General features: G+C 42.3%; 8 protein-coding genes. All 8 read right to left on the reverse strand.

Features of this window, described 5'->3' with window-relative positions; translation table 11 throughout:
* Positions 1 to 2: 2 nt before the first annotated feature.
* Complete coding sequence (locus CRN97_RS03910; protein WP_097075946.1) at positions 3 to 1,994, reverse strand: methyl-accepting chemotaxis protein; 1,992 nt, start codon at positions 1,992 to 1,994, stop codon at positions 3 to 5.
* Between the two features lie 212 nt (positions 1,995 to 2,206).
* Positions 2,207 to 3,394: an elongation factor Tu gene (gene tuf, locus CRN97_RS03915; protein WP_015548549.1), complete on the reverse strand. Its 1,188-nt coding sequence runs from the start codon at positions 3,392 to 3,394 to the stop codon at positions 2,207 to 2,209.
* Between the two features lie 108 nt (positions 3,395 to 3,502).
* Positions 3,503 to 5,620 (reverse strand): elongation factor G, encoded by a 2,118-nt coding sequence (gene fusA / locus CRN97_RS03920; protein WP_044936376.1) that lies wholly within the window; start codon positions 5,618 to 5,620, stop codon positions 3,503 to 3,505.
* A 15-nt stretch (positions 5,621 to 5,635) separates the two neighbouring features.
* Positions 5,636 to 6,106, reverse strand: coding sequence for a 30S ribosomal protein S7 (rpsG, locus tag CRN97_RS03925; protein ID WP_033152875.1), 471 nt, complete (start codon positions 6,104 to 6,106; stop codon positions 5,636 to 5,638).
* Positions 6,107 to 6,255: 149 nt separating this feature from the next.
* Complete coding sequence (gene rpsL, locus CRN97_RS03930) at positions 6,256 to 6,675, reverse strand: 30S ribosomal protein S12 (protein ID WP_028234583.1); 420 nt, start codon at positions 6,673 to 6,675, stop codon at positions 6,256 to 6,258.
* Positions 6,676 to 6,831: 156 nt separating this feature from the next.
* Positions 6,832 to 10,503 (reverse strand): DNA-directed RNA polymerase subunit beta', encoded by a 3,672-nt coding sequence (rpoC, locus tag CRN97_RS03935; protein WP_097075947.1) that lies wholly within the window; start codon positions 10,501 to 10,503, stop codon positions 6,832 to 6,834.
* Positions 10,504 to 10,522: 19 nt separating this feature from the next.
* Positions 10,523 to 14,428 (reverse strand): DNA-directed RNA polymerase subunit beta, encoded by a 3,906-nt coding sequence (gene rpoB / locus CRN97_RS03940; RefSeq protein WP_074790896.1) that lies wholly within the window; start codon positions 14,426 to 14,428, stop codon positions 10,523 to 10,525.
* 225 nt (positions 14,429 to 14,653) lie between these two features.
* Positions 14,654 to 15,028 carry a 50S ribosomal protein L7/L12 gene (rplL, locus tag CRN97_RS03945; RefSeq protein ID WP_028234586.1) on the reverse strand — a complete coding sequence of 125 codons (375 nt, stop codon included), beginning with the start codon at positions 15,026 to 15,028 and terminating at the stop codon, positions 14,654 to 14,656.
* Between the last annotated feature and the right edge of the window lie 5 nt (positions 15,029 to 15,033).

Below are 15,033 nucleotides of genomic sequence, written 5' to 3' on the forward strand. Positions count from 1 at the left end.
CATTAAATCTTAAACTGGTGTACTTGTTTGTCTAATTCAACTGAGGTTGATGCTAACATCTCAGATTCCTTAGCGACCTTCTCACTGTTGCTTGTCAGCTTAGATGACTGTTTAACAATTTCTTCTGATGTAGATAGGATAATATCGGCACTTGCTGCCTGCTCCTCTGAAATTGCAGCTACATCAGTTGCTACTGCATCTACTTCACCTACTTTCTCTATCATGTCAGCAACCATTTCATTAGTCTGCTGAATGTTCTGGTAAATTAATGAGAATGTATCAACTGCATTGTTGATGTATTCGCTACTCTCATCAATACTCTTAACACTTTCTTCTGCCTTCTTTTCAGCATCTTTTACAAGATTATCAATTCCGTAAACAAGTTCTGTAATCTGCTGAACTGAATTTGTACTTGTCTGAGCTAGCTTACCAATCTCGTTAGCTACAACTGCAAATCCCTTTCCTGTTTCACCAGCTCTAGCTGCTTCAATAGATGCGTTTAATGAAAGAAGATTTGTCTCTTCCGCAATACTACCAATCAACTTAACAATTTCTGTAATTTCATTTGATGCTGTTCCTACGTCGTTAATAGCATTCTGCAAGTCATTAATTGATGAAATGATATTGCTCATTGCATCACTGACTTTTTCCATGTCCTTCTGACCCTTGTTTGCTACAGATACAGTTTCTGTCATTTGCTCGCTTACGCTTTCGCCATTTGTTCTAGTATCGGTAACAACCATCGCTAGTGTTGTTGCGCTATTTGCAATTTCATTGATTGAGCTTGCTAATCCATCTACTGTTTCATTTAAGCCCTGCATAGATGTTTCTTGCATTTTGGAAGCATCATACATTTCTCTTGATACTGAATTACTTTCATCAGCCTGATTATTCAGGTTCACAGCAATATTTCCAATCTTGCTTATCAGACCCTGCATAGTGCCAGCGAAATCTCTGATTCCCTCTGACATAGAAGTAATTTCGTTATTTCCTTTGACTTCTACTTCCATTGTGAAGTCGCCATTTGTCATTGTATTGATTACTCCTGAAAGCTTATTTACAGGATTAATTAAGATATGTACTGTTCTCTCGATTAATACAATCAATACAATTATTCCAACAGCTGCCAGAACTGCAAGTATTTTTCCTAATGTTCTAACATCGTTCAGAATAATATTTGAAGGAACAAAGGAAACAAGAATCCAATCTGTACCACTTACCTCGCAAAATGCTGTCATATTTCCATTGATTTCTTTTGTAGATAAATCAGCAGAATTAATCGATTCAGCCACACCACTATAGAACTTATCTGAGCTATAGTCTGCGATATTTGCGCCTACCTTTGCAGAATCTCTATTACTGATAATTGTTCCAGTTGTGGCTTCTACGAGAAATGTTTCAGCATTTTCCATTTCAACGTTGGAATTTACAATAACTGTTATTCTATCCAATGTTACATCAGCGCCAAGTACACTTATGCCTTCTCCAAAATTAAGCATACCCGTAGCACTTATTACATTTACGCCATCATTATTAACATATGGTTCGCCATATGCCATGTTGATTCGCGTAGAACCTTCCTTGTACCAGTTAGATTCTCTGACGTTACTTTCTGTCTTTGATGAGCCGGCACCAGTGATTAAACGGCCATCGCTTGTTCCAATATATAATCCGTCAGCAAAAGTACTGTTATAGCCCACTGTACCATCCAATATCAGTTTTAAGCTTTCCTCATCTGGAGTAGTACTTTCTATTGTGTTTTTAAAAATTTTGAAAGAATCCAAATTATCCTTCATCCATGACTCTATGTCATTTTTTTGACTTCTAATAGATGTCTGAAGTAATTCTTCCGCTTCTTTTCTTAAACTATTAGAAGAAATCTGATATGAGATTAACACTAAGCCAATCATCATAATCGCTACTATTGGAATAATAATAACTAGAAGATTAAACTTGATGGAACCTCTTCGTTTTGTTTTTTTAAGCCCTTCCATTGCACCCTCCTTCAAAATTATTCTTATATCACAATATATTTAATAATGATATTGCATATTCTTTGATACTAGTTCTTATGATACAAAAAGATTATTAATTTTCTGTGTCTCTTTGGTGTAAATATGTATATTTATCAATAAAAAAAAGCCCTCCGAGGAAAAATCCTCGAAGGGCATAATTTTATAATTTGGGTTGGGCTGTTCGCTCTCGATTATTCGATGATTGTAGCAACACGACCAGAACCTACTGTTCTACCACCCTCACGGATAGCAAATGTAAGACCCTGCTCCATAGCGATTGGGTGGATGAGCTCGATTGTCATCTCTACGTTATCGCCAGGCATGCACATCTCTGTACCTGCTGGAAGCTCGCAAACACCTGTAACGTCTGTTGTTCTGAAGTAGAACTGTGGACGATAGTTGTTGAAGAATGGAGTATGACGACCACCTTCATCCTTTGTAAGAACGTAAACCTGAGCTGTAAACTTTGTGTGGCATGTTACAGTACCTGGCTTAGCAAGTACCTGTCCACGCTGGATCTGGTCACGGTTAACACCACGAAGAAGTGCACCGATGTTATCACCAGCCTGAGCCTCATCAAGAAGCTTACGGAACATCTCGATACCAGTTACAACAGTCTTCTGTGTATCTTCCTTGATACCGATGATTTCAAGTTCGTCGTTAAGGTGAAGAACACCACGCTCTACTCTACCTGTAGCAACAGTACCACGACCTGTGATTGTGAATACGTCCTCTACTGGCATAAGGAATGGCTTATCTGTCTCACGCTGTGGATCTGGGATGTAAGAATCAACAGTATCCATAAGTTCCATGATCTTGTCGCCCCACTCGCCGTTTGGATCCTCAAGAGCCTTAAGAGCTGAACCCTTAATGATTGGGCAATCATTGAAGTCATACTCCTCAAGCTGCTCTGTAACTTCCATCTCTACGAGCTCGATAAGCTCCTCATCGTCAACCATATCACACTTGTTAAGGAATACAACGATGTAAGGTACACCTACCTGACGAGAAAGAAGGATGTGCTCCTTTGTCTGAGCCATAACACCGTCAGTTGCAGCTACTACAAGGATAGCGCCATCCATCTGAGCAGCACCAGTGATCATGTTCTTTACATAATCAGCATGGCCTGGGCAGTCAACGTGTGCGTAATGTCTCTTCTCTGTCTGATACTCAACGTGAGCTGTAGAAATTGTGATACCTCTTTCACGCTCTTCTGGAGCCTTATCGATGTTCTCGAAATCTACCTTAGCGTTACCAGCTACACGCTCAGCAAGTACCTTTGTGATAGCTGCTGTAAGAGTTGTTTTACCGTGATCTACGTGTCCGATAGTACCGATGTTACAATGTGGTTTGGTTCTGTCAAAATGCTCTTTTGCCATTTTTAAAAATCCTCCTTAATATACTGCCCCTATTTGGGCAAAGTTAGTTCTATACTCTCAGTATCTCGATTATATCGAAAATACTGAGAGTTTTCAACTATTTATGATTTATTTTGCGTGGTTAGAGATGATCTGCTCCTGAACGTTCTTTGGTACTGGCTCATACTTCTCGAAGAACATTGAGTAGTTACCACGTCCCTGTGTAGATGAACGAAGCTCTGTTGAGTATCCGAACATCTCTGCAAGTGGAACAAGTGCTCTAACAATCTTGCCGCCGCCAAGGTCATCCATTGACTGGATCTGACCACGCTTTGCGTTAAGTGATCCGATTACATCACCCATGTATTCCTCAGGCATTGTTACTTCAACCTTCATGATTGGCTCAAGAAGAACTGGAGCTGCCTTAGCCATAGCTTCCTTGAAGCACATTGAACCTGCAATGTGGAATGCCATTTCTGATGAATCGACTTCATGGTAAGAACCATCGTAAACGTCTGCTTCTACACCAAGAACAGGGAATCCGCAAAGGATACCAGCCTTAGCTGCTTCCTCGATACCCTCACCAACAGATGGGATGTATTCCTTAGGAATAGCACCACCAACTACTGAAGACTTAAATCTGAATGTCTCTTCAGCGTTAGCATCCATTGGAGTAAATCTAACCTTACAATGACCGTACTGACCACGTCCACCAGACTGCTTAGCATACTTGTATTCCTGATCAACTGCCTTTGTAAATGTTTCCTTGTATGCAACCTGAGGTGCACCAACGTTAGCCTCAACCTTGAACTCTCTAAGAAGACGATCAACAATGATCTCAAGGTGAAGCTCACCCATACCAGCGATGATTGTCTGGCCTGTCTCCTGATCAGTATGCTGACGGAATGTAGGATCCTCTTCAGCAAGCTTTGCAAGAGCTTCGCCCATCTTCTGCTGTCCAGCCTTAGTCTTAGGCTCGATAGCAAGCTCGATAACTGGCTCTGGGAATTCCATAGACTCAAGGATTACTGGATGCTGCTCATCGCAGATTGTATCACCAGTTGTTGTAAACTTAAGACCTACAACAGCTGCGATATCACCAGAGTAAACCTTGTCTAACTCTGTACGCTTGTTAGCGTGCATCTGAAGAATACGACCAACACGCTCCTTCTTATCCTTTGTAGCGTTAAGGCAGTATGAACCTGAGTTCAATGTACCTGAGTATACACGGATAAATGCGAGCTTTCCAACGAATGGATCAGCCATAATCTTGAAAGCTAAAGCTGCGAATGGCTCATCATCTGATGAGTGCTTCTCAACTGGGTTACCATCTAAGTCTGTACCCTGAATAGCTGGTACGTCTGTAGGAGCTGGCATAAACTCAAGGATAGCATCAAGAAGCTTCTGAACACCCTTGTTTCTATATGCAGATCCACAGCATACTGGGATAGCCTTACATTCGCAAGTTGCCTTACGAAGTACAGCCTTAAGCTCATCGATAGAAGGCTCCTCACCCTCAAGATAAGCCATCATAAGATCATCATCTAACTCACAGATCTTCTCAACGAGTTCTGTGTGATAAAGCTCAGCATCATCAGCCATATCAGCTGGGATGTCTGTGATAGAAATATCATCACCCTTATCATCGTTATAGATGTATGCTTTCATCTCGAAAAGGTCGATAATTCCCTTGAAATCATCTTCCTTACCGATTGGAAGCTGAAGAACGATAGCGTTCTTCTTAAGTCTATCACGGATCTGATCAACAGCTCCGTAGAAGTTTGCACCAAGGATATCCATCTTATTGATGAAAGCCATTCTTGGTACGTTATATGTGTCAGCCTGTCTCCAAACATTCTCTGACTGTGGCTCAACGCCACCCTTTGCACAGAAGACACCAACGGCGCCATCAAGTACACGAAGGGAACGCTCAACCTCAACAGTAAAGTCTACGTGGCCTGGTGTATCAATGATGTTGATACGGTGCTCAAGAGCACCCTTCTTAGGCTTGCAGTTTTCCTGCTCAGTCCAGTGACATGTTGTAGCAGCTGAAGTAATTGTGATACCTCTCTCAGCTTCCTGCTCCATCCAGTCCATGGTTGCAGTACCTTCGTGAGTATCACCGATCTTGTAGTTAACACCAGTATAGTAAAGAATACGCTCTGTAAGTGTAGTCTTTCCGGCATCGATATGAGCCATAATACCAATATTTCTGGTACGCTCAAGTGGATATTCTCTTCCTGCCACTGTTTGTCCCTCCTATTAGAATCTGTAATGAGCAAATGCCTTATTAGCTTCTGCCATTCTATGCATTTCTTCTTTTCTCTTAACAGCTGAACCTGTGTTTCCAGCTGCATCCATGATCTCGTTTGCAAGACGCTCTTCCATTGTCTTCTCTGTACGTGTACGTGAGAACATTGTGAGCCATCTAAGGCCAAGGGCCTGACGACGATCTGGTCTTACTTCGATAGGTACCTGATATGTAGCACCACCGATACGTCTAGCCTTTACCTCAAGTACAGGCATAACGTTGTTCATAGCTTCCTCGAAAACCTCAAGTGCAGGTCTTCCAGTCTTTTCCTCGACTTTGCCAAATGCACCATATACAATCTTCTGAGCTACACCCTTCTTACCATCAAGCATGATGTTGTTGATAAGCTTTGTAACTACTTTGCTATTGTATATAGGATCTGCCAAAACGTCTCTTTTTTGAGTATGTCCTTTTCTTGGCACGATACTTCCCTCCTTAACTAAAATTTGTTAGATCAACGGTACTCACAAATTTACTTGTGTTCATGCATTATTTATTCTATAGAGAAAAAATAACAACATTAACCAAATTTTTGTGATATACAATAAATTTCCTAAGCCTTTACGCTATTTTACTTAGCATCCTTAGGTCTCTTAGCGCCGTACTTTGAACGTCCCTGCTTGCGGTTTGCAACGCCGGCTGTATCAAGAGTACCTCTGATTACGTGATAACGTGTACCAGGTAAATCCTTAACACGACCACCACGAATCAAAACAACGCTATGCTCCTGAAGATTGTGACCTTCGCCTGGAATGTATGATGTTACTTCGATTCCGTTTGAAAGACGAACTCTGGCAATCTTACGAAGAGCTGAGTTAGGCTTCTTAGGTGTAGCTGTCTTAACAGCTGTACATACACCACGCTTCTGTGGAGAAGAAGTGTTAGTAGGCTTCTTCTTAAGAGAGTTATAACCTCTCTGAAGTGCTGGTGCTGTAGACTTCTTTACAGATGTCTGACGACCTTTTCTAACTAGCTGGTTGAATGTTGGCATTCTTTTTTACCTCCTAATTTATTTCTTTACGCAAAAATAGGCATAAATATCCTATTAGCGCATGCTAGAACATTATATTTCCTTAATTTCATTATGTCAAGGTTAAAAATGTGAAAAAAAGACCCTGGCAATGCCAAGGTCTTTTATATATTTTGATTATTCTACATCTACAAGCTCATCTGAAAGTGCTTCTGCACCATTAGCTTCGCCTTCGAACTCTTCTGTAGACATTGCTGCATCTGCAAGCTGATTGTCTGTTGAAAGAGGAATGTTTGAATATCTCTTCATACCTGTACCAGCAGGGATTAAGCGACCGATGATAACGTTCTCTTTAAGTCCGTTAAGTGGATCAACCTTACCCTTAATAGCTGCATCAGTAAGAACCTTTGTTGTCTCCTGGAATGAAGCTGCTGAAAGGAATGAGTTAGTAGCAAGGGCTGCCTTTGTGATACCAAGGAGTTCCTGTGTACCAGTAGCAACTTCCTTACCTTCTGCCTCCATCTGCTCGTTAGCTTCTTCAAAGTCAAGCCAGTCTACAAGTGAACCAGGCATAAATCCTGTATCACCAGCCTCGTCAACTCTGATACGCTTTAACATCTGACGGCAAAGAACTTCGATATGCTTATCGTTGATATCAACACCCTGTAAACGGTAAACACGCTGTACTTCACGGATGAGGTAATCCTGAACAGCTGACTTACCCTTGATTGTAAGGATATCATGTGGGTTTACAGAACCTTCTGTAAGCTCATCACCAGCTTCAAGTTCCTGACCTGAAATAACCTTGATACGTGATCCATAAGGAATTAAGTACTTCTCTACATCACCTGTTTCAGAGTTTGTAACAACAACTTCTCTCTTCTTTGTCTTAGAATCTTCTTCGATAGAAACTGTACCAGCAATCTCTGTGATGATTGCAAGTCCCTTAGGCTTTCTAGCCTCGAAAAGCTCCTCGACACGAGGAAGACCCTGTGTAATATCGTTACCAGCAACACCACCAGTATGGAATGTTCTCATAGTAAGCTGTGTACCTGGCTCACCGATTGACTGAGCAGCGATGATACCGATTGCTTCACCAACCTGTACAGCACGTCCTGATGCCATGTTAGCGCCGTAGCACTTAGCACAAACACCAACGTGTGAACGACAGTTAAGTACGTTTCTGATCTTAACTTTCTTGATTGGGTTGCCCTTATCATCAACACCCTTTTCGATGATTGCAGCTGCACGCTTAGGTGTGATCATGTGGTTAGCCTTAACGATAACCTCACCCTTAGCATCGCAGATTGTGTAGCATGAGAATCTACCAGTAATACGATCCTTAAGTGACTCGATTTCTTCACGACCATCCATGAATGCGTATACCCACATACCTGGAATCTCGCGATTTGTACCAGCAACACAGTCAGATTCACGAACAATAAGTTCCTGAGCAACGTCAACCATTCGACGTGTCAAGTATCCTGAATCGGCTGTACGAAGAGCTGTATCAGAAAGACCCTTACGAGCACCGTGAGCTGACATGAAGTACTCAAGTACATCAAGACCTTCACGGAAGTTTGACTTAATAGGAAGCTCGATAGTCTTACCTGTTGTATCAGCCATCAAACCACGCATACCAGCAAGCTGCTTGATCTGCTTTTCAGAACCACGGGCACCTGAATCAGCCATCATGAAGATGTTGTTGTACTTATCAAGACCATCAAGAAGGTCCTTAGTAAGCTCATCATCAGTCTCTTTCCAAGTATCTACTACTTCACGATAACGCTCTTCTTCTGTGATAAGACCACGCTTATACTGACGTGTAATCCTATCAACTGTCTCCTCAGCCTTAGCAATAAGCTCTGGCTTCTGAGCAGGTACTGTCATATCTGAAATTGAAACTGTCATGGCAGCAATTGTTGAGTAGTGGTAACCCATTGCCTTGATATCATCAAGAACTTCTGCTGTCTTTGTAGCTCCATGTGTATTAATAACTTTTTCAAGAATCTGCTTTAACTGCTTCTTACCAACGTGGAAGTCTACCTCTGGTACGAGCTCGTTCTCAGGATTTGTTCTATCTACATAGCCAAGATCCTGTGGAATAATCTCGTTGAAGAGAAGTCTACCAAGTGTTGATGAAACATTACCTGTAACAACAGTTCCGTCAGCATGCTGCTTTGAAACACGAACTGTGATACGTGCATGCATTGTTAATGCATCGTTTTCGTATGCAAGAATTGCCTCGCTAAGGTTCTTGAAGATTTTGCCTTCGCCAAGCTCTTCTCTAGTATCACCTACAGACTTACCACGCTCCTGTGTGAGGTAGTAAATACCAAGTACCATATCCTGTGAAGGAACGGCAACAGGACCACCATCTGAAGGCTTCAAGAGGTTGTTAGGTGAAAGAAGCATAAATCTACATTCAGCCTGTGCCTCCTGAGTAAGTGGAAGATGAACAGCCATCTGGTCACCATCGAAATCGGCGTTGAAAGCTGTACATACAAGTGGATGAAGCTTGATAGCTCTACCTTCTACAAGGATTGGCTCGAAAGCCTGAATACCAAGTCTATGAAGTGTAGGAGCACGGTTAAGCATAACTGGATGCTCTTTAATGACATCTTCAAGGATGTCCCAAACCTCTGGCTCAAACTTCTCTACCATCTTCTTAGCATATTTAATGTTGTGAGCCATTCCATTACCAACAAGCTCCTTCATAACGAAAGGCTTGAAGAGCTCAAGCGCCATCTCCTTTGGAAGACCACACTGGTAAATCTTAAGCTCTGGTCCTACGACGATAACTGAACGACCTGAGTAGTCAACACGCTTACCAAGAAGGTTCTGTCTGAATCGACCAGACTTACCCTTAAGCATGTCTGAAAGTGACTTAAGAGGTCTGTTACCAGGACCTGTAACAGGACGACCACGACGACCGTTATCGATAAGAGCATCAACAGCTTCCTGAAGCATACGCTTTTCGTTACGTACGATGATATCAGGAGCACCAAGCTCTAAGAGTCGACGAAGTCGGTTATTTCTATTGATAATACGACGGTATAAGTCGTTAAGATCAGATGTAGCGAAACGGCCACCATCAAGCTGTACCATAGGACGAAGATCTGGTGGAATAACAGGGATAACTGTCATAATCATCCATTCAGGTCTGTTTCCTGACTCGCGGAATGCCTCAACAACCTCAAGTCTCTTGATGATACGTGAACGCTTCTGGCCTGTAGCGTTATCTAATTCAATCTGAAGCTTTGTAGCCTCTTCATCAAGGTCAATGTCCTTGAGAAGCTCCTGAATAGCTTCAGCACCCATTCCTACTCTGAAGCCGTTACCATACTGCTCTCTAGCTTCCTGGTACTCAGCTTCTGTAAGAACCTGCTTATACATGAGAGCTGTCTCTCCTGCATCAAGAACGATGTATGATGCAAAGTAGAGAACCTTCTCAAGTGTCTTTGGTGAAAGATCAAGAATAAGTCCCATACGTGAAGGAATACCCTTGAAATACCAAATATGTGAAACTGGTGCAGCAAGTTCAATGTGACCCATACGCTCACGACGAACGCTTGCCTTTGTGATTTCAACACCACAACGATCACAAACTACACCCTTATAACGAATCTTCTTGTACTTTCCGCAGTGACATTCCCAGTCCTTGCTAGGTCCAAAAATCTTTTCGCAGAAAAGACCATCCTTTTCAGGCTTCAGTGTACGATAGTTGATTGTCTCTGGCTTTTTAACTTCGCCACGAGACCACTGTCTGATCTTTTCAGGTGAAGCCAATCCAATCTGTATTGCGTCAAATGCTATTGGTTGATATGTCGCTTCTTTATTCTCTGGCATTTTCTAGCTCCCTTCCTATTTATTCCTCATCAAAATCATCTGCTACATCTGCAAAATCATCATCTTCTTCAAATGCTGCATCATCTTCATCATCAACAAGATCTCCATCAGAATCAAACTTCTTTGTAGAGAATCCTGCCTGTGCAAATGAATTATCATCCTCGAAGGCAAAGTTTCTATCGCTTCCAGCGATGATTGCATTGAGGTCTGTATTTCCATATTCACTTGTTTCCATAAGTTCAACTTCTTCACGATTTTCATCGAGAACACGAACATCAAGACCAAGTGACTGTAATTCCTTAAGTAATACCTTGAATGACTCAGGGATACCTGGCTCAGGGATGTTTTCGCCCTTGATGATAGCTTCGTATGTCTTAACACGACCGATAACATCATCAGACTTCATTGTAAGGATTTCCTGAAGTGTGTATGATGCACCATAAGCCTCAAGAGCCCAAACTTCCATCTCACCGAAACGCTGTCCACCGAACTGTGCTTTACCACCGAGTGGCTGCTGTGTAACAAGTGAGTAAGGACCAGTTGAACGAGCATGGATCTTATCATCAACAAGGTGGTGAAGCTTAAGGTAATGCATGTGTCCGATTGTTACAGGACCATCAAATGGCTCACCTGTACGACCGTCGCGAAGCTGTACTTTACCATCACGAGAGATTGGAACACCCTTCCAAAGTGCACGGTGTGCACGGTTTGTTGAAAGATACTCCATAACATCGTCACGAAGAATATCAACGTACTTGTCGTAGAATGTCTCTTCGCCGTTTGTAGCTTCTTCCTTGTCAAATGGCATATTTACATAGTCATTTGCAAGCTCAAGTGTATCCTGGATATCAATTTCCTTTGCACCATCAAATACTGGTGTCTCAATGTCAAATCCAAGTGCCTTTGCAGCAAGTGAAAGGTGAATCTCAAGGACCTGACCGATATTCATACGTGAAGGAACGCCCAATGGGTTAAGTACGATATCAAGTGGACGACCGTTTGGAAGATATGGCATATCTTCTACTGGAAGTACGCGGGAAACTACACCCTTGTTACCATGACGACCAGCCATCTTATCACCTACACCGATTTTTCTCTTCTGAGCGATGTAGATACGTACTGATTTATTAACACCTGGAGAAAGCTCATCACCGTTCTCACGAGTAAATACCTTTGCGTCAACAACGATACCATAAGCACCGTGTGGAACACGAAGTGATGTATCACGAACCTCTCTTGCCTTCTCACCGAAGATTGCAAGAAGAAGTCTTTCTTCTGGAGTACGCTCTGTCTCTCCCTTAGGTGTAACCTTACCAACAAGGATATCACCTGCACGAACCTCAGCACCGATACGGATAATACCGCTCTCATCAAGATCCTTAAGTGCGTCATCACCTACACCAGCAACATCACGTGTGATTTCCTCTGGTCCAAGCTTTGTATCACGAGCATCGATTTCGTACTCTTCAATATGAATAGATGTATAAACATCATCCTGTACAAGTCTCTCTGAAAGGAGAACCGCATCCTCGTAGTTGTAACCTTCCCATGTCATGAAACCGATAAGAGGGTTCTTACCAAGGGCAAGCTCACCATTCTTTGTAGAAGGACCATCAGCAATAACCTCGCCTGCTTCTACATGGTCACCCTTAAATACGATTGGACGCTGATTATAGCAGTTAGACTGGTTTGAACGTGTGAACTTAAGAAGATCATACTCATCTCTTGTTCCGTCTTCGTCAGCCTTGATGATAATACGCTTTGTCTCTGACATCTCTACGATACCAGCACGCTTAGCAACTACGCAGACTCCTGAATCGACAGCTGTCTTTGGTTCCATACCTGTACCAACAACTGGAGCCTCTGTAGTAAGAAGAGGTACTGCCTGACGCTGCATGTTTGATCCCATGAGGGCACGTGTAGGGTCATCGTTCTGAAGGAATGGAATAAGGGCTGTAGCAACTGAGAATACCATCTTAGGAGATACGTCCATGTAATCAAACATAGTCTTATCGTACTCCTGTGTCTCCTCACGGAAACGACCAGATACGTTCTTTCTCATGAAGTGGCCTTCTTCGTCAAGCTTGACGTTAGCCTGTGCTACATGATAGTTATCCTCTTCGTCTGCTGTCATATAGATAACCTCGTCTGTTACGCGAGGATTCTCTGGGTCTGTTTTATCAATACGTCTGTATGGCGCCTCAATAAAACCATACTCATTGATACGAGCATAGCTTGCAAGAGAGTTGATAAGACCGATGTTTGGTCCTTCAGGTGTCTCGATAGGGCACATACGTCCATAGTGAGAGTAGTGTACGTCTCGAACCTCGAATCCGGCACGGTCTCTTGAAAGACCACCAGGACCAAGGGCAGAAAGACGTCTCTTATGTGTCAACTCACCAAGTGGGTTGTTCTGATCCATGAACTGTGACAACTGTGATGAACCAAAGAACTCTTTGATTGCAGCTGTAACAGGCTTGATGTTGATGAGGTTCTGTGGAGAAATATCCTCAAGGTCACGAGTTGTCATACGCTCACGTACAACCTTCTCGAGACGTGATAAACCAATTCTGTACTGGTTCTGTAAAAGCTCACCAACAGCACGAATACGACGGTTACCAAGGTGATCGATATCGTCATCCTTACCAATGCCGTACTCAAGATGCATATTGTAGTTGATTGATGCAAATACATCCTCAACTGTAATGTGCTTTGGAATCAAATCAGCTACTGAACGCTCAATAGCATCCTCAATATCTTCTTTTGTTGTGTTTTCTGAAAGAATTCTCTCTAATACTGGATAGTATACAAGCTCAGTAATACCAAGAGCTTCTGCATCGATATCAACAAACTTTGTGATATCAACCATCATGTTTGAAAGAACCTTTACATTGCGTGTCTCAGTCTGGATGAATACATGAGTAACAGCTGCATTCTGGATCTCATCAGCCTTCTCGAGTGTAATCTTATCTCCAGCCTTTGCAATAATCTCGCCAGTTGTAGTGTCAACTACATCCTCTGCAAGAATCTGACCTGCAATACGATTGCGAAGCATAAGCTTCTTATTGAATTTATAACGTCCTACCTTTGCAAGATCGTAACGTCTTGGGTCAAAGAACATACCGTGAATTAATGACTCGGCGCTATCCTTTGCAAGTGGCTCGCCTGGACGGAGCTTACGATATAACTCAAGTAAGCCTCCTTCGTAGCTACCCTGAGGATTCTTCTCAGTAATAGAAGGATCCTTTGCGAATGTAGCAAGAATCTTTGGCTCTTCGCCAAATACATCAATAATTTCCTGGTTTGTACCTAAACCAAGAGCACGAATAAGTACTGTAACAGGTACTTTTCTGTTGCGGTCTACACGAACATAGAAAACGTCATTGGAATCTGTCTCATACTCTAACCATGCACCTCGGTTAGGTATTACTGTACATGAATAGAGCTCCTTACCAATCTTGTCGTGACCGATAGCATAGTAGATACCTGGTGAACGAACAAGCTGACTGACGATAACACGCTCTGCTCCATTAATAACGAATGTGCCAGTCTCTGTCATAAGTGGTAAATCACCCATGAAAATTTCATGCTCCTGCATGTCTCCGGACTCCTTGTTTACAAGGCGTACCTTTACTTTCAAAGGTGCTGCGTATGTTGCATCTCTTTCCTTGCACTGTGGGATGGTGTACTTAACTTCATCCTTGCACAATGTAAAGTCAACAAAGTGCAACTCAAGCTGATTACCCCTATCCTGAATAGGAGAGATATCAGCAAATGCTTCTTTTAATCCGTCCTTAACGAACCAGTCATAACTGTTCTTCTGGACCTCGATTAAATTAGGCATTTCAAGTACCTCTTTTTGTCTCGAGTAACTCATACGCAAGTTCTTTCCAGCTTTCACTGGACGTATTCTGTTTTTCTCCATTGACGTTCCACCTCTCATAATATTTAAATTTGGATAAATCTTATCAAATAAAATGTGTGAAAATCCGTGCATAAAAATAAGCATAGAAATACACACTGCACCACAATAGTGCAAACTACATTCTATGCCAAAGTCAATAACAAAGTCAAGTATTAAATTAGATATTTTCAAAAAAATTTAGCAGGTTCGTATGAACCTGCTAAATATAAAACAATCGAGTTTGAATTACTTAAGAGTAACCTTTGCACCGATCTCCTCAAGCTGAGCCTTGATTGACTCTGCTGTAGCCTTGTCAGCTGCTTCCTTGATAACCTTTGGTGCGCCATCAACGAGTTCCTTAGCTTCCTTAAGTCCAAGACCAGTAGCCTCACGAACAACCTTGATAACCTTAACCTTCTCAGAACCTACTTCTGTAAGCTCTACGTCGAACTCGTCCTTCTCCTCAGCTGCTGCTGCATCGCCAGCTGCTGCTGCAACTACAACGCCTGCTGCTGCAGAAACGCCGAACTCTTCCTCACATGCCTTTACAAGGTCATTTAACTCTAATACGCTAAGCTCTTTGATAGCTGCGATAAACTCTTCTGTTGTCATCTTTGCCATGATTA

This window comes from Pseudobutyrivibrio ruminis DSM 9787, from assembly GCF_900218035.1.
Classification (GTDB): domain Bacteria; phylum Bacillota; class Clostridia; order Lachnospirales; family Lachnospiraceae; genus Pseudobutyrivibrio; species Pseudobutyrivibrio ruminis.

Bases quoted from the DNA above. Each gene is read 5' to 3' on its own strand.
- CRN97_RS03910 (WP_097075946.1), bottom strand. From the start codon at position 1,994: ATGGAAGGGCTTAAAAAAACAAAACGAAGAGGTTCCATCAAGTTTAAT.
- tuf (WP_015548549.1), bottom strand. From the start codon at position 3,394: ATGGCAAAAGAGCATTTTGACAGAACCAAACCACATTGTAACATCGGT.
- rpsL (WP_028234583.1), bottom strand. From the start codon at position 6,675: ATGCCAACATTCAACCAGCTAGTTAGAAAAGGTCGTCAGACATCTGTA.
- rpoC (WP_097075947.1), bottom strand. From the start codon at position 10,503: ATGCCAGAGAATAAAGAAGCGACATATCAACCAATAGCATTTGACGCA.
- rpoB (WP_074790896.1), bottom strand. From the start codon at position 14,428: ATGGAGAAAAACAGAATACGTCCAGTGAAAGCTGGAAAGAACTTGCGT.
- rplL (WP_028234586.1), bottom strand. From the start codon at position 15,028: ATGGCAAAGATGACAACAGAAGAGTTTATCGCAGCTATCAAAGAGCTT.